The sequence below is a fragment of the Sphingomonas sp. Ag1 genome (assembly GCF_000980895.1).
In the GTDB taxonomy this organism is placed as follows: domain Bacteria; phylum Pseudomonadota; class Alphaproteobacteria; order Sphingomonadales; family Sphingomonadaceae; genus Sphingomonas; species Sphingomonas panaciterrae.
Window position 1 is genome coordinate 1 of sequence record NZ_LAZX01000091.1, and the last position, 19542, is coordinate 19542.

At 68.5% G+C, this 19542-nt stretch carries 21 protein-coding genes and 1 tRNA gene; 10 read left to right on the forward strand and 12 right to left on the reverse strand.

All coding sequences use genetic code 11. The features are described from left to right. Positions 1-1598 (forward strand): ATP-dependent helicase C-terminal domain-containing protein (locus tag XM50_RS09740; protein WP_046409157.1); only part of this gene is annotated, 1598 nt, incomplete at its 5' end. A gap of 10 nt (positions 1599-1608) precedes the next feature. Continuing rightward, positions 1609-1890 (forward strand): ETC complex I subunit, encoded by a 282-nt coding sequence (locus XM50_RS09745; RefSeq protein ID WP_046409158.1) that lies wholly within the window; start codon positions 1609-1611, stop codon positions 1888-1890. Positions 1891-1962: 72 nt separating this feature from the next. On the opposite strand, the gene XM50_RS09750 is transcribed toward XM50_RS09745, so the two are convergent. The 7 genes from XM50_RS09750 to thpR form a co-directional block, all read right to left on the reverse strand. Then, positions 1963-2868, reverse strand: a complete 906-nt coding sequence (locus XM50_RS09750) for a hemolysin family protein (protein ID WP_046409159.1) — start codon at positions 2866-2868, stop codon at positions 1963-1965. Further along, on the reverse strand, positions 2869-3378 hold the full coding sequence (gene ybeY / locus XM50_RS09755) for an rRNA maturation RNase YbeY (RefSeq protein WP_046409160.1): 510 nt from the start codon (positions 3376-3378) through the stop codon (positions 2869-2871). A 57-nt stretch (positions 3379-3435) separates the two neighbouring features. Then, the gene (locus XM50_RS09760; protein WP_046409161.1) at positions 3436-4455 is read right to left on the reverse strand and encodes a PhoH family protein; all 1020 of its coding nucleotides are present in this window, start codon (positions 4453-4455) and stop codon (positions 3436-3438) included. A 133-nt stretch (positions 4456-4588) separates the two neighbouring features. Then, on the reverse strand, positions 4589-5911 hold the full coding sequence (gene miaB, locus XM50_RS09765; protein ID WP_082102949.1) for a tRNA (N6-isopentenyl adenosine(37)-C2)-methylthiotransferase MiaB: 1323 nt from the start codon (positions 5909-5911) through the stop codon (positions 4589-4591). A gap of 10 nt (positions 5912-5921) precedes the next feature. Next, a complete protein-coding gene (locus tag XM50_RS09770) occupies positions 5922-6716 on the reverse strand; it encodes a lysophospholipid acyltransferase family protein (protein WP_082102951.1) in 795 nt (264 codons plus the stop codon). Further along, positions 6713-8272, reverse strand: a complete 1560-nt coding sequence (locus XM50_RS09775) for a spinster family MFS transporter (RefSeq protein WP_046409162.1) — start codon at positions 8270-8272, stop codon at positions 6713-6715. Before XM50_RS09775 ends, XM50_RS09770 begins: the two co-directional genes overlap by 4 nt. Positions 8273-8322: 50 nt before the next feature. Beyond that, a complete protein-coding gene (gene thpR, locus XM50_RS09780; protein WP_046409163.1) occupies positions 8323-8865 on the reverse strand; it encodes an RNA 2',3'-cyclic phosphodiesterase in 543 nt (180 codons plus the stop codon). Positions 8866-9035: 170 nt separating this feature from the next. On the opposite strand from thpR, the gene XM50_RS09785 reads away from it, so the two are divergent. The 4 genes from XM50_RS09785 (at position 9036) to XM50_RS09800 (ending at position 11679) form a co-directional block, all read left to right on the forward strand. Next, complete coding sequence (locus XM50_RS09785; protein WP_046409164.1) at positions 9036-9782, forward strand: Bax inhibitor-1/YccA family protein; 747 nt, start codon at positions 9036-9038, stop codon at positions 9780-9782. 106 nt (positions 9783-9888) lie between these two features. Further along, a complete protein-coding gene (locus tag XM50_RS09790; protein ID WP_046409165.1) occupies positions 9889-10683 on the forward strand; it encodes a transglutaminase-like domain-containing protein in 795 nt (264 codons plus the stop codon). A 59-nt stretch (positions 10684-10742) separates the two neighbouring features. Next, positions 10743-10961 carry a hypothetical protein gene (locus XM50_RS09795; RefSeq protein ID WP_046409166.1) on the forward strand — a complete coding sequence of 73 codons (219 nt, stop codon included), beginning with the start codon at positions 10743-10745 and terminating at the stop codon, positions 10959-10961. A gap of 166 nt (positions 10962-11127) precedes the next feature. Beyond that, complete coding sequence (locus tag XM50_RS09800; RefSeq protein WP_046409167.1) at positions 11128-11679, forward strand: hypothetical protein; 552 nt, start codon at positions 11128-11130, stop codon at positions 11677-11679. 27 nt (positions 11680-11706) lie between these two features. On the opposite strand, the gene XM50_RS09805 is transcribed toward XM50_RS09800, so the two are convergent. The 3 genes from XM50_RS09805 to XM50_RS09815 form a co-directional block, all read right to left on the reverse strand. Continuing rightward, positions 11707-12459, reverse strand: coding sequence for an extensin-like domain-containing protein (locus XM50_RS09805; protein WP_046409168.1), 753 nt, complete (start codon positions 12457-12459; stop codon positions 11707-11709). Beyond that, positions 12459-13217 carry an NUDIX hydrolase gene (locus tag XM50_RS09810; RefSeq protein WP_046409169.1) on the reverse strand — a complete coding sequence of 253 codons (759 nt, stop codon included), beginning with the start codon at positions 13215-13217 and terminating at the stop codon, positions 12459-12461. The genes XM50_RS09805 and XM50_RS09810 overlap by 1 nt, the downstream gene beginning before the upstream one ends. Before the next feature lie 146 nt (positions 13218-13363). Continuing rightward, positions 13364-13439, reverse strand: a tRNA-Ala gene (locus XM50_RS09815). A 233-nt stretch (positions 13440-13672) separates the two neighbouring features. On the opposite strand from XM50_RS09815, the gene XM50_RS20510 reads away from it, so the two are divergent. Together XM50_RS20510 and XM50_RS09825 are read left to right on the forward strand one after the other, a co-directional pair. Beyond that, a complete protein-coding gene (locus XM50_RS20510) occupies positions 13673-14872 on the forward strand; it encodes a DUF2171 domain-containing protein (RefSeq protein WP_046409170.1) in 1200 nt (399 codons plus the stop codon). A gap of 162 nt (positions 14873-15034) precedes the next feature. Further along, positions 15035-16021, forward strand: coding sequence for an NADP-dependent oxidoreductase (locus XM50_RS09825; protein ID WP_186313893.1), 987 nt, complete (start codon positions 15035-15037; stop codon positions 16019-16021). A 99-nt stretch (positions 16022-16120) separates the two neighbouring features. Here the strand turns inward: XM50_RS09825 and ypfJ are convergent, their stop codons facing one another. Continuing rightward, positions 16121-17047, reverse strand: coding sequence for a KPN_02809 family neutral zinc metallopeptidase (gene ypfJ / locus XM50_RS09830; protein ID WP_046409171.1), 927 nt, complete (start codon positions 17045-17047; stop codon positions 16121-16123). 149 nt (positions 17048-17196) lie between these two features. Here ypfJ and XM50_RS09835 point away from each other — a divergent pair, with 149 nt between their 5' ends. Both XM50_RS09835 and XM50_RS09840 read left to right on the forward strand, forming a co-directional pair. Then, positions 17197-17982 (forward strand): 3-hydroxybutyrate dehydrogenase, encoded by a 786-nt coding sequence (locus XM50_RS09835; protein ID WP_046409172.1) that lies wholly within the window; start codon positions 17197-17199, stop codon positions 17980-17982. Between the two features lie 42 nt (positions 17983-18024). Further along, positions 18025-18657, forward strand: coding sequence for a DUF4893 domain-containing protein (locus tag XM50_RS09840; RefSeq protein WP_052742542.1), 633 nt, complete (start codon positions 18025-18027; stop codon positions 18655-18657). Between the two features lie 16 nt (positions 18658-18673). Here XM50_RS09840 and XM50_RS09845 read toward each other — a convergent pair whose 3' ends face one another. Then, positions 18674-19366, reverse strand: a complete 693-nt coding sequence (locus XM50_RS09845; protein WP_197075501.1) for a hypothetical protein — start codon at positions 19364-19366, stop codon at positions 18674-18676. Positions 19367-19542 lie beyond the last annotated feature (176 nt).

Sequence of the window (19542 nt, forward strand, 5' to 3'; positions counted from 1 at the left end):
TGGTCGATTCGGGGCTGGCGCGGCGGCCGCGCTATGATCGGGCGGCGGGGATGACCCGGCTGGTCACCGAGCGCGCGAGCCAGGCGTCGGCGACTCAGCGCGCCGGCCGTGCGGCGCGGCAGGGGCCGGGCGTTGCCTATCGCCTGTGGGAGGAAGCGGCGACCGCCGGCCTGCCGCGGTTCGACCCGCCCGAGATAGTGGAGGCGGACCTGTCGGCGCTGGTGCTGGCCAGCGCGATCTGGGGCGTGGCTGACCCGCGCGACCTGTCGTGGATCGATCCGCCGCCCGAGGCAGCGGTCAGCGAGGCGCGGGCGCGGCTCGGCGCGCTGGACGCGATCGATGCGGACGGGCGGCCGACCGCGCATGGCCGCGCCATCGCCGCGCTGCCGATGCCGCCGCGGCTGGCACACATGCTGGTGCGCGCGGGCGAGATGGGGCTGGGCGGCGTGGCGGCGGAGGTCGCGGTGCTGCTTGGCGAGCGCGGGCTGGGGGGCAATGACCCGGATCTCGAGCTTCGGCTGCGGCGCTGGCGCGGCGATCGGTCGCCCAAGGCGCAGGCGGCGCGCAAGCTGGCGGAGCGCTGGGCGCGCTCAATGCCGGCGGCCGTCAGCGCGCCGCCGGCGGGCGGGCATGATGTCGCGGTGGCGGTGGCGCTGGCCTTTCCGGACCGCGTAGCGCGGCGGCGTGATGCGAGTGGCGAACGCTGGGCCTCGGTCGGTGGGCGCGGGTTCAAGCTGGACCCGGCGTCGACGCTGGCGCGCGAGCAATGGCTGGCGGTGGCCGAAACGCAGGGCATGGCGGCGGGGGCGCGGATCCTGTCGGCGGCGGCGATCGACGAGGAAAGCGTCGCGGCCTTGTTCGGCGAGCGGATCGAGACGCGGCATATCGCCGAGTTCGATCCCGCGACGGGGGGCGTGCGGCCGCTGCGCGAGCGGCGGCTGGGCGCGATCCGGCTGAGCAGCGGGCCCGACAGCAGCGCCGATCCGGCGGCGATCGAGGCGGCGCTGGTCGAGGGGGTGCGGACGCATGGGCTGGCGTTGCTGCCGTGGCAGGCGGGGGCCGAGGCCTATCGCCAGCGCGCGATCTATGCCGGGCTGCCGTTCGATGACGAATCGCTGCTGGCGCGGCTGGACGATTGGTTGCCGCCGCTGGTGGCGGGGCGCCGGCGACTGGACGCCATCCCGGCGGGCGCGCTTGGCGATGCGCTGCGCGGCCTGTTGAGCTGGGACGAGCAGCAGCGCGTCGAGCGCGTCGCGCCGTCGCACTTCACCAGCCCGGCGGGGAGCAGCCATGCGATCGATTATGGCGCGGAAGGGGGACCCAGGGTGGAGCTGCGCGTGCAGGCGCTGTTCGGGCTGGCCGAGCATCCGACGGTCGGGACGGCGCGCGTGCCTTTGGTCCTGTCGCTCACCTCGCCTGCCGGCCGCCCGATCCAGACGACGCGCGACTTGCCCGGTTTCTGGGCGGGAAGCTGGGCCGCGGTGGCCAAGGAAATGCGTGGGCGGTATCCGCGCCATCCCTGGCCCGATGACCCGGCCGCGGCGGCGGCGACGCTGCGGACGAAAAATGCCGATGCAAGAGCGCGCGGATCGCGGTAAGGGCACGGCCATGTCGACCGCCCGTATCTTTCAGCGCCCGAAGAACGCCATGCAATCGGGCAAGCACCGCACCGACCTGTGGCAGCTCGAGATCCCGTCCGACGATCCCAAGCGCCCCGATCCGCTGACCGGCTGGGCCGGGGGCGCGGACACGCGCGAGCAGGTGAACCTGTTCTTCCCGACGGTGGAGGCGGCGATCGCCTATGCCGAGCGCGAAGGGCTGGCCTATACGGTCATCCCGGCGCCGAAGAAGACGCTGAAGCTGCAGAGCTACGCCGATAATTTCCGCTGATCCGCGGCGCCGCTGAGCTGAGCGGCGCGCGCCGACCGGCCCGTCAGGGGCGATCGGCGCAGCGCCGCCGGATCAATCCTCTTCCGGCTCCGGCTGCGGCGGGTGCAGCCGCACGCGATTGACGCGTCGTTCGTCGGCGTCGAGCACCTCGATCCGCCAGCCGCTGGGGTGGTCGATGCAATCGCCCGGCTCGGGCACATGGCCGGCCAGTGCGGCGGTGAGGCCGCCGATCGTGTCGACGTCATAACCGGCCTTGTCGAAGCGGGCGTCGACCAGCTCGGCGATATCCTCAAGCTCCGCGCGTGCGTCGGCGTCCCACGCGCCGCCATCGGTCGGCACCAGCAGCGCGGCGGGTGCCTCGTCATGCTCGTCCTCGATCTCGCCGACGATCTCCTCAATCAGATCCTCGATCGTCACCAGCCCCTCGGTGCCGGAATATTCGTCTAGAACCACGGCGAGGTGGACGCGCGTCTGGCGCATGTCGGCGAGCAGATCGAGCGCGCCGCGGCTCATCGGGACGTAGAGCGGCTGGCGAATGAGGCCAGTGATGTCATCCGGCCGCGGGCCATCCCCGGCGAGGATCGCGAACACGTCCTTCACATGGACCATGCCGATGATCGTATCGAGCCGCTCGCGATAAACCGGCACGCGGCTGACGCCGGCATCGGCGAAAACGTGGACCAGCTCGTCGAACGGCGTGCGTTCCTCGATCGCGATAATGTCCGCGCGCGGCACGCCGACGTCGCCGGCATCGCGCTCGCTGAAATGCAGCAGGTTGCGCACCATCTGCCGTTCGAGCGGGGTCAGATCGCCCTTCGTCTCGGGACGATCCTCCTCCTCGTGGCGGTCGATCGCCGCCTCGAGCACTTCGCGGAGCGTGGCCTCTTCGGAATCACCAAAGATCAAGGTGCGCAGGCCGCGCCAGATACTGCCTTCGCCAGGCTCGCCGTTTCCGGCGCTACTTCGGTCCTCGGACACTTAGTCCTCTCGTATAATGTAGGGATCGGCGATACCGAGCGAGGCGAGCGCATCACGCTCGATCGCTTCCATCGCGTCCCCTTCATCGTCGTTGATGTGATCATAGCCGAGCAGATGCAAGGTGCCATGCACGATCAGATGGGTCGCATGGTCGGCGACGCTGATCCCCCGTTCGGCGGCTTCGGCGGTGCAGACGCCGTGCGCGAGCACGATGTCGCCCAACAGCACCTCGCCGTCGTCCGAATTCTGGCTGACGGTGTCGATGAGGTCGGATTGCACCATCGGGAAGGACAGGACGTTGGTCGGCTTGTCCTTGCCGCGATATTGATGATTGAGCGCCTGCACCTCCACGTCGGAGGTCAGGCGGATGCTGACCTCCACCGTCGCGGGGGCGGCAAGCAGGGTGCCGTAAGGCGTCGCGCCGACGGCGGCACGCACCGCCGCCAGCGCCAGCGCTTCCCACCGATCCTGAGTCCAGGGGACTTCCTGCGAAAGGGCAATCTCGATCATCGAACCTGTCCGTAGAGCAAAGCGGCGCGTTTGATCAGGCCCAAAAATCCCAATGTGTCAGGCATCGGGCCCTTCATAGGCCTCGACGATGCGGCCGACGATCGGGTGGCGCACCACGTCCGCCGCGCTGAACCGCGCCATCGCGATCCCTTCCACGCCCTCCAGCCGAATGGTGGCGTCGGCCAGCCCGCTCGCCGCGACGCCGCCGGGAAGGTCGGTCTGGTTGGGATCGCCGCAGATCACCATCCGGCTGTTCTGGCCGAAGCGGGTGAGGAACATCTTCATCTGCGCGGGCGTGGTGTTCTGCGCCTCGTCGAGGATGACGAAGGCGTCGGCCAGCGTGCGGCCGCGCATGAAGGCGATCGGTGCGATCTCGATCTCGCCGCTCGCGATGCGCCGTTCGACCTGCTCGGCCGGCAGACAATCGTAGAGCGCGTCGTAGAGCGGGCGCAGATAGGGATCGACCTTCTCCTTCATGTCGCCGGGGAGGAAGCCGAGCCGCTCGCCCGCCTCCACCGCCGGGCGCGACAGGATCAGCCGCTGCACGCTGCCGGTGATGAGCTGCGCCACCGCCTGCGCCACGGCGAGATAGGTCTTGCCGGTGCCGGCGGGGCCGAGCGCGAAGATCATGTCATTGTTGACCAGTTCGCGCATGTAATGCGCCTGCGCCGGGGTGCGCGGCACGATCGTCTTCTTGCGCGTGCGGATCATGATAGGCGGCGCGCCGCCGCCGGGGCCGCCGGCGCTGCCCCGGTCGGCGGCGAAGATGCCGTCGAGCGTCGGTTCGGCCGCCATCGCGATCGCCGCGTCGACGAGGCCGCCGTCGACCTCCTCGCCGCGCTGGATGCGATGGTAGAGATCTTTCAGCACGTCGCGGGCGAGCGCCACCTGTTCGGCCGACCCCTCCAGCCCGACGCGATTGCCGCGTGCGGTGATGTACACGCCGAGCCGGTTTTCGAGCATCACGAGGTTGCGGTCATATTGACCGAACAGGGCGCTGAGCAGCTGGGGACGATCGAACGTCAGTTCGACGCGACTACGCTCGCCCGGCTGGGCGGCTACGGGCTTGCGGCTCATCGGGCTCCTTGGAAGCGGATCATGTCGCCGCAATGTGGCAGCGCGGATCGGCGAGTGTAAGCCCCCCTGTTGCTGATTTCGCGCAACTCGCCAGCAAGTTGGCGCCCGAGGCGGCGATCAGGCGGCGCGGCGATCAGGCGGCGCGGTCGAGCCGGGGGACGGCGATCAGCGAATTGGGACCGGCCTGAGTCAGCGTGACGGTGACGAGATCGCCGATCGCATGATCGCCGGCCAGCAGCACCGACTGAAGCCAGGGCGACTTGCCGAGCATCTGGCCGGGGAACTTGCCCCGCCGTTCGATCAGCACGTCGCAGGTGCGACCGACGCTGGCGGTGTTGAAGGCGTGCTGATCGCGGTTGAGCGCGGCCTGGAGCTGCTGGAGACGATCGGCCATCACCTCTTCGGGCACCTGGCCCGACAGATCGGCCGCCGGCGTGCCAGGGCGCGGGCTGTATTTGAAGCTGAACGCCTGGGCATAGCCGACCGCATCGACCAGGCTGAGCGTGTCGGCGAACTCGGCATCGGTCTCACCGGGGAAACCGACGATGAAGTCGCCCGACAGCGCGATGTCCGGCCGCGCGGCGCGGATGCGGTCGAGCAGGCGAAGGTAGGAATCGCGCGTGTGGCTGCGGTTCATTGCCTTCAGTACGCGATCATTGCCCGCCTGCACCGGCAAATGGAGGAAGGGCATCAGGCTTTCGACGTCGCGATGCGCATCGATCAGCCCCTGCGCCATGTCGTTCGGGTGGCTGGTGGTGTAGCGGATCCGCGCAAGGCCGGGAATCCGGTCCAGCGTGCGGATCAGGTCATGCAGGCCGCGGCCGTCGGCGTCGGTCCAAGCGTTGACGTTCTGCCCCAGCAGCGTGATTTCCCGCGCGCCGGCATCGACCAGTGCCTTTGCCTCGTCGACGATCGCGGCGAACGGGCGGCTGACTTCCGCCCCGCGGGTATAGGGCACGACGCAATAGGTGCAGAATTTGTCGCACCCTTCCTGCACGGTCAGGAAGGCGGCGGGGCCAACCTTGCGCCGCGCAGGCAGCACGCCGAACTTCGATTCGACCGGCATGTCGGTATCGACGCTGGGGGTGCCGGCGGCGGCATCGGCGACCAGGCGGGGCAGGTTGTGATAGGCCTGCGGGCCGACCACCACATCGACCTTGGCGCGGCGGACGATCTCCTCACCCTCGGCCTGGGCGACGCAGCCGGCGACGGCGATCATCGGCGCCTCGGCGCCCTGCAGGCGGCGATCCTTGCGCAGGCGGCCGATGTCCGAAAACACCTTTTCCGTCGCCTTTTCACGGATGTGGCAGGTGTTGAGCACGACCAGATCGGCGTCGGCGGCATCGACCGCGGTCATGCCCTGGCCGGCCATCAGCTCGGCCATCCGCTCGCCATCATAGACGTTCATCTGGCAGCCAAAGGATTTGACGGCGAAGGTCTTGGGCGCGGGCTTCATGGCGCCGGGCCTATAGCGAAGCTGCGGCCTCCACGCCACCGGAGTCCAAATTGGCGGGCTCGACCGTGGGGGAATCCACCCTGGCGGCCTCCATGCCCCCAGCAGCCGCGATCCGCGCGCGCGCTTCGGCGGCGATCGCCTTTCGTCCGCCATGCGCCGCCGGGTCGAACGGGGCGCAGAAGGTCAGCGTCACGGTGAAGCTGCCGCGGCGGCGCAGCACGCGCAGCGCATGGGCGGTGCCGGGTTCATCGCCGACCCAGGCGAGTTCGCGGGTCGCCGCGCCATAATCGATGCGCACCGGCTGGACGAGGACGCCGGGCGGGGGCGGATCGAGCACTGCGAGCAAGGGCGCCTTGAACGGCAGCAGCTGCGTGCCGTCGCCGGTGGTCCCTTCGGGGAAGATGGTGATCGCCCATGCCTCTGCCAGCGCGGCGCGCAGCGTGGCGATCTGCTCGGTCACTGCCATGCGGTCCTCGCGCCGGACGAAGATCGTGCGGTTGAGCGTGCACAGCCAGCCGACCAGCGGGACGGCGCGAAGCTCCGCCTTGGCCACGAACGCGCTGCCGGTGCGGCCGGCGAGGATGGGAATGTCCATCCAGCTGAGGTGATTGGCGACGAAGACGACGTTGCGCCTCAGCGGCGTGCCGACCGTCCGGCGGCGTGCGCCGATGATCCAGCCCAGCGTGCCAAGGTACCAGCGCGGCCAGGGGGAGGGGAGGCGAAGCAATCGCCACAGCAGGTGGATCGGCAGCGCGATCAGCAGCGCTGCGACGATCCCTGCGAGCCGTGCCGCGACTCGGATCAAACGAGGTCGGGCTCGCCAGCGGCGCGGGCGCGCGCCTCGCGGGTACGTTCCGCCTCCGGCACCAGGCGGAAGGCGGCGATCGCGGCGGCGAGCGTGATCGGCACGGTAACGAGGAGCGAGAGCATGCCGATCGACAGGCTGTCGGTCAGCGAGGAAATACGCCCGGCGAGATACGGACCCATCGCGAGGCCGAGCAGGGTCGTGCCGATGAAATAGGTCGCCGTCGCCGCGCCGCGCATCCGTGGCAGAACGAGATCCTGCGTGGTCGCGGCGGAATTGCCCAGGCCCCAGCTGGCGGTGAACTGGCCCAGGAACAGGCAGGCGTAGAGCACGATCGGCGTATCCGTGGTGAAGGCGATGGCGAGGAACGGCGCCGGCACGACCGCGCCCAGCGCGACCATGATGAGCCGCCCGCCGGGATGTTTGGCGCGCAGCTTGTCACCCAGGATGCCGCCGGCGGTGACGCCGAGGAAGCCTGACACGGCGCCAAGGCCGCCCAGGATCAGCCCCGCCTCTGCCGGCGAGATGCCGAGATCGCGCATCGCATAAGGCGCGGCCCAGAAGCCGGCGGCGTAGCTGAGGAAGGCGTTCAGGCCATAAGCGACGACGGTGCACAGGAACGCCGGCGTGCCGATGATCAGCGCAAAGGCCGGCGGATCACGGTGGCGCAGCGCCGTTGCCCAGGAGAAGACGGCATAGCAGCCGATCCCCACCGCCAGCCATTGCGGCAGCGGCTCACCAATGCTGATGAGCGCAAGGATTGCCGCTGCGACGACCGCAAGGCCGATCAGGTTGGTGACGAGCGCACGCGTGCCCAGCCGCGCCGCGCCGATCAGGGTGAAGGGCGGCAGGATCGACATGAGTTCGTTGAAGAATTCGCGGAACGGCGCGGGATGCGGCGGCTGCGCCAGCCCTTCCGACAGGCCGCGCACCGGTTCGCGCAAGGTGGCGATCCAGATGGCGAAGATGATGCCGGGCAGGCCCACGGCGAGGAAGGCGGCCTGCCACCCGGCAAGGCCGAACGGGCCGCCATCGGGATAAGCGGCGTTCCAGTTCTGCACGATCAGCCCGCCGATGAAGAGCGAGATGCCCGCGCCGACATAGATGCCCGCGGAATAGATCGACAGCGCGGTGCCGCGCAGCTTCTTGGGGAAATAGTCGGAGATCAGCGAATAGGCCGACGGGCTGGCCGTCGCCTCGCCGATGCCGACGCCGATGCGCGCGACGGCGAGCTGCGTCCCGTTCTTCGACAGGCCCGACAGCGCCGTCATCGTCGACCAGAGCGCGAGGCCGACGCTGATCAGCCGGACGCGGTGCCAGCTGTCCGCCAGCCGCCCCAGCGGGATGCCGAACAGCGCGTAGAAGACGCCGAAGGCGGTGCCGTAGAGGAAGCCGAGATCCTCGTCGCGCAGGTTCAGGTCGCGCTTGATATCCTCCGCCAGGATCGAGATCACCTGCCGGTCGATGAAGTTCAGGATGTAGACAACGAACAGAATGGCCAGGACGTACCAGGCATAGCCAGTGGCGCGATATTCACCATCCGTCTCGGTTTGCATCCTGCCCCCGTGTGATGTTCTTGGATCGTTGCGAGAGGCCTAACAGACGTTCATTCGAGGGGCCAGCGCGCGATTGGTTCATAGGCCGCGCCGGCATGGCCGAGGTGGCTTTCGTACAGGATGAGGTGCGTGAGCGCGAAGGGTTGGCTGGACAGCGCCGCGTGCCGCGCGAGCCAGGCGGCGACCTCCGCCTCCGCGCCGGCGCCACGGCTGAGCCGGGCGAGCGTGATGTGTGGCAGAAACGCGCGATGTTCCGGCTCCAGCCCGACGCGGATCATCGCCTGGTCGACTTTGCGGTGGAGCGCGGCGAGCGCGTCGTGCGGCGTGACGCCGGCCCAGAGTGCGCCGGTCTGCCCGCGCTGATCGAACCGGCCGACTCCCGACAGGGCGACGGTGGGCGCGGGCGCGCTGAGCGAGGACAAGGCGAGCGCCACGTCCTCCGCCACCGGGCGGTGCACCGATCCGATGAAGCGCACGGTGAGGTGCAGTTGCTCGTCATCCTGCCAGCGCGCGGGCGCCACGCCGTCCATCACATCGGTCAGCGTGTCGCGGATGGCGGGGGGCGGGCGAAGCGCCACGAACAGGCGGTGCATGGATCGTTTCCCTGTAATCTAAAGGGCTCAGGCGACGATGTGACGACGGGCGGGGAGCGGGCGAATGTGACGAACTGTTGCTAGGGGCGGCCAAACTTGAACTTTGCGTCCTCGCACGCAATATTCCGTGGGTATCCGGCCCTTTTGCCGGACGAAGGAGCATATACGAAATGGCCAACTGGTCCGACCCCCGTCCGACCGCGAGCGCGTTCGGCGCGAGCGTACCGGGCACCCGTGGAACGACGTATGATGCGGGTCTCCGCAAGTACATGCTGTCGGTCTACAATTACATGGCTTCGGGCGTCCTGCTGACGGGCATCGTCGCGCTGCTGTTCGCCAGCGGCGGGCGCGAAAGCCTGGCGGCGCAGGTGTTCCTGACCCCGGGGCCGCTGAAATATATCATCATGTTCTCGCCGCTGGCGTTCGTGATGGTGCTGAGCTTTGGCATCAACCGTCTGTCGACCGGCACCGCCCAGCTGCTGTTCTGGGCGTTCGCAGGCATCATGGGCCTGTCGATGTCGACGATCTTCCTCGTCTACACCGGCTCCTCGATCGCCACGACGTTCTTCGCGACCGCGGTCGCCTTCCTGTCGCTGAGCATCTACGGCTATACGACGAAGCGTAACCTGCAGGCGTTCGGCACGTTCCTGATCATGGGCGTCGTCGGCCTGATCGTCGCCTCGCTGCTGAACCTGTGGATGCAGAGCTCGGCGCTTCAGATGGGCATCAGCGCGATTGGCGTGCTGCTGTTCGCTGGCCTGACCGCCTATGACACGCAGCGCATCAAGGAGATGTACGCTCACGTCGCCGGCACCGACATGATGGGCAAGGCCGTGATCATGGGCGCGCTGTCGCTCTACCTCGACTTCATCAACATGTTCCAGTTCCTGCTCTCGTTCCTGGGCAACCGCGAATAAGCGAGCAGCATCCGGATCAACCGGGGCCCGGCGGGGAAACCTGCCGGGCCCTTTTCTTTTGTCCGCTTCCCGGCCGGCCCGACGGGACATGAGGGGGAATGGCCTGATGCGCCTGTCGATCGATGTCCACCTGGATTATGGCTTTGCCGAGCCGGCCGACGTGCTGCTGCAGATCGAGGCGGCGGCGATGCCGGATCAGTGGATCGAGACGGAATCCCTGGTCATCCGGTCCGACCATCCGATCCGTGCGGTGCCGGGCGAGGCGGGGATCGGCCAACGCTGCTGGGCACGGGGCGAGGGGCGGCTGGTGGCGGATTATCACGCCATCGTCGCAATCGACCGGCCGGGTATCGAATTGGCGGCGCTGCCGGAAACGATGGTTCGTGCGCTGCCGGCCGAAACGGTTCGCTACCTGCTGCCCAGCCGCTACGTCGAGTCCGACCGGTTCGAGCATTTCGTGCGCGGGCAATTCGCCGGCCTGCGCGGCGGCGCGGTGGCCGCGGCCCTGACCGACTGGGTACGCGAGAATCTCACATACAGCGGGGCGGTGAGCCACGGGCACAGCAGTGCGCTGACCACCTTTGCCGAGCGGCGCGGCGTGTGCCGCGATTATGCGCATCTGCTGGTGGCACTGGCGCGTGCAGCCGAGATCCCGGCGCGCTGCGTCGGCGCCTATGCGCCCGGCGTCGACCCGCCCGATTTTCATGCGGTCGCCGAACTGTGGCTCGACGGGGCGTGGCGGCTGGTCGACCCGACGGGCATGGCGAGTTGCGACGATCTGGCGCGTGTCGCCGTGGGGCTGGATGCGACCGAGATCGCCTTCATGACCATTTTTGGCGTGGCGACGCTGCAGCGGCAGACGGTCTGTGTGCGCCGGATCGACGATGTCGCCGGGCGATGATGCTGCGGGAACAGCCTAGACAAATTGTTCGTTGATGATGGGTAACGAAGGAGAGTTCGATGCCCACGCAGCAGCCACCGTCACAGGATGCCGGTCGCGACGAGTCGATTGCCGAGCGTTTGGACAAGGATCCCAAGAACAAGGACGCGCAGCTTGACGCGGGTCTCGATGAGTCGATGGACGCTTCCGACCCGCCCTCTTCGACGCAGCCGGGCAGCGGCGATCCCGCCAAGTCGTCGGGATATGATGAGGAAGCCGAGCGGCGGCGCGACGCCTGATTGTTGCGGCAAAGCCGCACTGATCGTCATTCCGTAACAAGAGTGACTCAGTTCGTCGCATCGCTTGTTGCAGTGCGTCATTGGCCATGATCGTATCGCCTTGTGGTCGCGCGGGGCGGATCCTCCCACCCCGCCGATCGCAACAACATGTGCGGGGTGGCTAGCGATGGGCGCGATGATGAGGCCGGCGGAAGGCGCAATGACGCTGGCGGAGATGAAGGAGTTTGCGGGCTTCGGCGCGTCGACCCAGCGCTACATCCGCCGCAGCCTCGACATCGGCCTTGACCGTGAGGATGCGCTGGCCCGCTGGTCGCGAGACGTGGTCGAGGCGGCGAGCATCCGGGCGCAGGCACGCTATTATCGCCGCCTGCCGGAGATTCGCGCGATGATCCCGCAGGACAGCGGCATCGATGCGATCGAGCCGTTCCTGGCGCCGCTGATCGCGGTCAGCGCCTTTGACCTGGGGCAGGGGCGGATCACCAGCTTTTCCGCCTATCGGTTCCTGTACGAGCGGCTGATCGGCGCGTCGGCGCGGCCATGGCTGCCAGGCGCCTTCTGTTCGGCCGCGGCCCTGCCGCACCTCCATCCTGCGCTGCGCCGTGACCTGCTGCAATCGATCAGCGAGGCGGCGGCCACGGCATCGGGCTGGTCGGCGCGGCCGCCGGCGTTCTTCCCCTATTGGGTGGAGAAGGTGGAGAGCCCCGCGATTCCGTATTGAGGCTTGCTGCGCCGGCGCGCGCCGGTGTCAGCGGCAGGAGCGCCAGCTCATCGATCCGCGGTTCGCCTGATCGAGGTGGAAGTGATCGCGGTGGGCGGCATTATAGTCAGGCGACAGGACGGTGGCGAAGAGCTTGCACGCGCCATCGCGCACGTCGCGCAGGAACGCGGCCTTGGCGCCGCCATCCTTCCAGTCGTCGAGCACGCTGATCCGACTGCCATCGGCGAGGCGGAAGCCGGCGATGTCGACCGCGTTGGCGGTGGCGTGCTGGCTGTAATCGCCGCTGCTGCGGCCGTAGAGGCGGCGGCAATTGTAGCTGCCGAGATGGTCGATCCGCGTCACGCGCATCCGCAGGTGCCGTTCGGCGGCGGGCTGCACCACCTCCCATTGCCATAGCGCCAGCGCGGCGGCGACCGGGCAGGAGATGCCCAGCCCGGCGGGTGTGAAGGGGGTGATGCGCGGCTCGTCCGCAGCGAAGCGCAGGGCATTGTCATAGCCGCAATTGTCGCCCTCGCGCAGCGGCGCCAGCACCGTATAGGTGACGCCCGCACGGTCGAGCAGCGACTGGCAGCGCGGAAAATCCTCCCCCAGCGCGACCAGCTTGCGCCCGGTGAACAGCCCGGGCGGCTGCGCCAGGTCGAGCGGCGCCCAGGGTGTATCCTGCGGATGCCGCTGCGCCCAACCATAGGCCAGCAGCGCCAGCAGGCCGACGACGGCCAGCGCAACGATGACGCGCAGCGTGCGCCGCACGCGCCGCGCGGCACGATCCCGCTTGCGCATCAACCGCGCATCGCGCTCGCGATCACCTCGGACGTGATGGGGTAGCCGGCGTCGTCGGGGATGCACAGATGCTCTTCCCCGTCGCGCGTTTCGGACCAGGGCGTGACCGTACGGATCGGCGTATCGTTGGCGTGCGCGGCCGCATCGGCGAAGCTGGTGAATTGCGCCAGCCGTTCCAGGTTGCGGCGGGTGGGGAAGATCACCTCCAGCTTGCCCGCATCGGCATCGTCGAGCACCTGCTGCGCGGTTGCCCAGACCAGCCGGACGTTTTCGGTGTGGTCGACGGTCGCCCGCGGTGCATTCTCCGGCAGCTGCGCCAGATAGAAACGCGTGTCGAAGATGCGCATGTTGCGGTGCGCGGGGCGCCAGCGCGCCCAGGGCACCAGCTGATCGAGGTCGAGCGTCATGCCGGCAGCGGCGAGCGCCTCGGCAAAGGAATCGCCGGCGTGCAGCGCGGCGCGCATCCGCACCAGTTGCTCTGCGGTCGGCAGCGCGGACAGGCCGATCGGCAATCCGGCTTCCTCGATCGTTTCGCGAATGGCGGCGATCCGCGCCGCCGCTTCCTCGCCGCCGCCGTGAAGCGCCGCCATCGCATGGTCGCCCGGGTCGATCCGACCGCCGGGGAACACCATCGCGCCGCCGGCGAAGACCATCGCCTTCGCCCGTTCCACCATCAGCAATTCGGGCGGGCCGTCGACGGCATCGCGGAAGATGATCAGGGTTGCGGCGGGAATCGCTTCAGGCAGATCGTCACTCATACGACCGACTTAACGATGCTTGCGCCAGAAAGTCACGCGCGCGGGTGCACGAATTGACTCTGACGGTGCTGCGATGATCGCGCGCGGGTGAGTGGGAGAGGGTGCCGACGGTCGGCGCGATGCCACGCAGCGGCATGATCGGGTGGTGGTGGAGCCGAGGGGAATCGAACCCCTGACCTCTGCAGTGCGATTGCAGCGCTCTCCCATCTGAGCTACGGCCCCGCCCGGTCCCGGCACAGCCGGGAGCGACGCCCTTAGCTCGCAATCCGGGGCGATGCAACGGCTTCTCGCCCCGTCCTGAAACGTCGCCATCGGTGACCAGAGCCGCCTTCACGACGGGTACCTTGATGCGCCTGCGTAACGACAGGAACATATCCCGGTGTCGTTGCTTGGTTTTGTAGCGCGACCGGGCCGCAGAACCCCCGGCGCCGTCCGACAGGCAAGGAGTTTCTGGCATGGTTTACGATCGAAACGGGCGCGGTGATCCAGCCGGCCGTGAACAGGACTATGGCCGCGATTATGGCTCAGGCCGTGACTATACATATTCCAGCGCGCGCGACTACGCGGCCGCGGGGCGCCTTGGGCGCGGCGGCGGTGGCAGCACGCGCCGCGACCGCGACGATGACAGCCGCGACTATGTGCGCGATTTCGTGCCTTATGGTGAGCGCGACTATGGCCATGAGGGCTATAGCCAGCGCGACCGGCGCTACGCCAGCTACGACGATGACAACAGCACCCGCGACTGGGGCGATGGCCGCCGCATGAGCCGCGACGGCGACTATTATGGTGCTGGCGAGCGATATGGCCGGTCGACGTACGGTCAGTCGCGCGACAGCCGCTGGGATCGTGGGCAGCAGGGCTATGGCGCCGGCTCAGGCTATGGATCGTGGCAGGGCCGCGACGACTATCGTGGCGGCGGACAGGGACGCGGTTGGGGCCGCGACCATGACGAGCATCGCCGGCACGAGCATCAGGGCCGCGGGCGCCATCGTCACGGCGGCGGCTACGCCGGAATGCCGCAGGGCTATGATTATGACGAGCGCGGTTTCTTCGCCCGCGCCGGGGACGAGGTGCGTTCCTGGTTCGGCGACGAGGAGGCGGAGCGCCGCCGCGAAGAAGACATGCGCCTCGACGAGCGGGACTATGGTGATCGCTACGGCAGCCACCGCGACAGCGATTATGGCTCGTGGCGCCGCTCGCAGATTGCTTCGCTCGACCGCGATTATGACGAATATCGCCGCGAGAACCGGAGCAAGTTCGAGAATGAATTCTCCAGCTGGCGCACCAACCGCCAGACGCAGCGCGATTCGCTGAACAAGGTGACCGAGCATATGGAGGTCGTCGGCATGGACGGCAGCCATGTCGGCACGGTCGACAAGGTGCGCGGTGACCGCATCCTGCTGACCAAGAACGACGCCGATGCCGAAGGGCGCCACCATTCGATCCCGTCGAGCTGGCTGGCGACCGTCGATACCAAGGTCACGCTGACCAAGACCGCCGACGAAGCCAAGAAGCACTGGCGTGACGAGGAAAACAGCTCGGCGCTGTTCGGCTATGGCGATCGCACCGGCGACCAGAACCGCGACAAGACGCGGACCGATGGCAAGGACGAGGGACGCACGTCGCTCGATCGGAGCTTTTCGGGCACGTATTGATTGAGCTAGCTGCCGGCCGTTCCCCCTCTGCGGTCGGCACTAGGGAGCCCGGGCATCGTGCCCGGGCTCTTTGCGTCTGGGCGCCGTGCCGCGTGGGCTTTTTGCCTGGAAGCCGGGGCTCATGCATAACCCGGGCGCAAGAACCGAAACTGGGAGATGATGATGCCACGCGCCTGGACCTTGCGAGCGCGCCCGTCGGGCATGCCGCAACACAGCGACTTCGAACTGATCGAACAGCCCTCCGCCCCGCTGGGCGAGAATGAAGTGCGGATCGCCAACCGCTGGCTGTCGGTCGATCCCTATATGCGCGGCCGGATGAACGACGTGAAAAGCTACGTCCCGCCGTTTGCCTTGGGTGAGCCCATGCAGGGCGGGGCGATCGGCGAGGTGGTGGAGAGCCGCGCCGCCGACCTTCCCGTCGGCACCAAGGTGCAGCACATGCTGGGCTGGCGCGAGGAAGCCGTGCTGCCGGCTGCGCAGGTGCAGAAGCTGCCGCCGATCGACGTGCCGGAGGAAGCGTTCCTGGGGCAGCTCGGCATGCCGGGCATGACCGCCTATTTCGGCCTGCTCGATGTCGCGCAGGCAAAGGAAGGCGAGGTCGTGTTCGTTTCCGCCGCCGCCGGCGCGGTGGGATCGACGGTGGTGCAGATCGCCAAGGCCAAGGGGATGACCGTCATCGGTTCGGCCGGGGGCGCGGCCAAGGCGGAATGGGTGAAGTCGCTCGGCGCCGACAAGGTGATCGATTACAAGGCGGGCAATGTCGTGCAGGCCCTGGCCGATGCGGCACCCGAGGGGATCGACGTCTATTTCGACAATGTCGGCGGCGATCATCTGGACGCGGCGCTGCTGGCGGCGCGGCTCCACGCGCGTTTCGCGATCTGCGGGATGATCGACATCTACAATGACGGCAAGCCGCAGTCGCTGAAGTATCTGGCCAAGGTGATCGGCGCGCGGATCACCATCAAGGGCTTCCTTGTCGGCGACCATCTGGCGCGGGTGGCGGATTTCTACGCCGACATGGGCCGCTGGCAGGCGGAAGGGCGCTTGCGCCGCGAAGAGACGGTGTTCGACGGGATCGAGGCGACACCCGACGCCTTCCTCGGCCTGTTCACCGGCGGTAATACCGGCAAGATGCTGGTGAAGCTCTGATCTAGCGCGCTGCGCCGCTGGCCTGATCGGTCGGCGGCGCGGGTATCACAGGCGGCGGCGTCCGGTTCGGACGGCCGCCGCTTTTTCATGCGCCCCGCGTCAGATCGCGCCGCTGAACGTGTCGCACACGGCGGGGTCGCCGCTCTGCAGCCCGCGCTGCAGCCATGTCTGGCGCTGCGCCGAGGTGCCGTGGGTGAAGCTTTCGGGCGCGACGCGGCCCGTCGCCTCGCGCTGCAGCGTGTCGTCGCCGATCGCCTCGGCAGCGCGCATCCCTTCTGCCACGTCGCCCGGATCCATGCGGTTGCGGTTCTGCGCCGCCCAGACACCGGCGTAGCAATCGGCCTGCAATTCCAGCCGGACCGACAGCGCATTGCCCTCCGCCTCGCTGGCGCGCGCCTGCAGGCGGCGAACCTGGTCGGAGGTGCCGGTCAGCGTCTGGATATGGTGGCCGAATTCGTGCGCCATGACGTAATATTGCGCGAAATCACCGGCCGCGCGGAACCGCTGCTCCAGCTCGTTGAAGAAGCCGGTGTCGATATAGATGCCCTGGTCCGACGGGCAGTAGAACGGGCCCATGGCCGACATCGCCGCGCCGCAGCCCGACTGGCCGCGGCCGCTGTAGAATACCAGCTTGGGCGCCTGGAACGGAGCGCCGGACTGCGCGAACAATTGCTCCCAGGTGTTTTCGGCCGAGGAGAAGGCGTTGCAGGTCGCGCGCGTTACCGCATCGACCGAGCAGGCCGCCGCCGCCCCGCCGCCCGCGCCCGCGCCCGCGGGTGCATTGCCACGCGACACCTGGGTGTGCGGCGCGCTGCCGGTGCCGCCACCGCTCAGCAGCCCGCCAAGATTGCCGAGCCCGCCGAACACCGCAAAGACGATCAGCAGGACGACGATGCCGCCACAGCCGAACCGGCTGCCGACCAGTGGGAGCAGGCCGAGCAGCAGCCCGCCCCCGCCGCCACCGCCGAAGCTCTGGCCCCGCTGATCCTCGACGTTGATGTCCCTGTCGAAATCGTCGAGCCGCATCGCGGTGCCCCCTGGTTGGTGTCTTTGATGATCTTGCTACCGGTGCGGCATGAATGCGCGAGAGGGATCGGCGGTTGCAAGCCGCCCGCTTGATGCCCGACGCCGCGCGGCGCATGGCGATGGTCCCGGCCATGCACAGGAGGTGCCCCATGTTGCTCAAGGGAAAGACGGCGCTGATCACCGGATCAACCTCCGGCATCGGGCTTGCCTATGCGCGCGCGTTCGCCGCCGAGGGCGCGGCGGTCATGCTGAACGGTTTTGGCGCGCCGGATGCGATTGCCGACATATGCCGCACGCTCAGCGGCTTGAGCGGGGCGGAGGCGCTACACGATGGCGCCGACATGACCGATCCTGCCGCGATCGCCGCGATGGTCGCGCGCTGCCATGCCGACCTCGGCGGGCCCGATGTGGTCGTCAACAATGCCGGGGTCCAGCATGTTGCGCCGATTGCCGATTTCCCGGTCGACCGCTGGGACGCGATCCTCGCGATCAACCTGTCGAGCGCCTTTCATGTCATGCGCGCGAGCGTGCCGCTGATGCGGGGGGCGGGATGGGGGCGGATCATCTCCACCGCATCGGCGCACAGTCTGGTCGCGAGCCCCAACAAGGCGGCCTATGTCGCTGCCAAGCACGGGCTGGTCGGGCTGACCAAGACGGTGGCGCTGGAAACCGCGACCGACGGCATCACCGTCAATTGCATCTCGCCCGGCTATGTCTGGACGCCGCTGGTGGAAAACCAGATCCCCGACACGATGGCGGCGCGCGGCCTGACGCGCGAGCAGGTGATCAATGACGTGCTGCTGGCCGCCCAGCCGACCAAGGCGTTCGTCACGCCTGAACAGGTGGCGGCAATGGCGGTGTTCCTGTGCCGCGAGGAGGCCGCGTCGATCACCGGCGCCAACCTGTCGATGGACGGTGGCTGGACCGCGGCGTGATCAGGCACTAGCCCCTTGGCCGAACAGGGAAAGGTCTCAGCGATGAAGCGGGCGGTGGTCGCGCTGATGACGGCGGCGACGCTGGCAGGGTGCGGCGGACGGCGGGAGCCGGAGACGGTAGCGGGCGCGCGTGCCCCGGTCGCAGACTGGCGCCGGGTGGCGACATTGTCCGATCGCGATCGCCTGCGCACGTGGCGCACCGTCTGGCTCGACGCGCTGGGCCGCGCACGGGCGAGCGGCGCCACGCGCGAGATCGACGCGCAGGGCGCCTTGTTCAATCCCGACCATGGACTTCCCGACCCTATTCCCCCCGCGGGCGATTACCGCTGCCGCGTCTTCAAGCTGGGCGCAAAGGCCAAGGGCGGGCGCGATTATGTCGCCTATCCCGCCTATACCTGCCGGGTCAGCGGGGAGGGGCCGGTGCGGATGTTCGAAAAGACCGCCGGGTCACAGCGCCCGGCCGGGCGGATCTTCCTGCTGCGCGCCGCGCGGGCAGTGTTCCTGGGTACGCTGGCGATCGGCGACGAGGCGCGCTGGCTGCCCTACGGACGCGACAGCGCGCGCGACATGGCGGGCTTCGTCGACCGGATCAGTGACGATCGCTGGCGCATCGCGCTGCCGCAGCCGGCGTTCGATTCGACGCTCGATATCATCGAACTCGTCCCCGCGCGCTGAGCGGGGCGGGGGCGGATCAGCCGACCGGAACCGGTGCTGGTGGCGGGGCGCTGACCTCAATTGCCGCCGCAGGCGCTGCAACCGCGGCATTCGCGCCGGCGGCAGGTGCGGGTGATTGCGCGTCGAGCGACGCCAGATATTCCTTTCCATGGCGGTCGATCAGCGTGACCTGCGCCGCATTCGCCTTCGCCACCGCCTTCAGGAAGGAGCGAGGCTTCTTCATCAGGTCCGGGAAATCGAGCGTGACGAGACCCGCCCGGCGCGCTGCTTCCTGCGCGAAATGCACGCAATTGCGGCTGTTCATCCGGTAGGTGCCATCGCCCTTCTTGTCGTCCCACTCATCGACCAGCCGCAGAATGGAGGCATATTGTGCGTCGGTGAGGACGAGCGAAAATTGCGCGTCGCTCCCCTCCATGTAGCTGCGCTTGGCGACATCGATCCGCCCGCCCACTGGGCCGAAGAGGATGGCGGGGGTCACCGCCTTGGGCGTGAAGCCGTAATTGAGGTCGACCGGCTCGCCACCCGCCTCTGGCGTGCCCCGCAGGGTGAAGAAGGCGTGGGGGAAATGATTGCCGAACTCATGGCTCCAGAAGGTGATGACCACCTGGGCGTGGGCCGGCAGTGCTGCGAGCGAGAGCAGCAGGGCGAGGGCGGCGGCAGCGACGCGCTTCATGACGCCGAGTGTGTCATTCCACGGGGGCAGGCTCAAGCGGGAAGCGTGCCGGTCACCGCTTCATCGCCGTAACCTGCCGCAAGGCCCGACGCGGAAATGCCCGCCGGTGACGAGCACCGACGGGCATCCTTCCTCCCCAGGAACTTGGTGGCCGGGTGGCGCCGCGGCGAAGCCGCGTCGTCGACCGCGCCTGAGCGGCGCCGCCGGCCAGG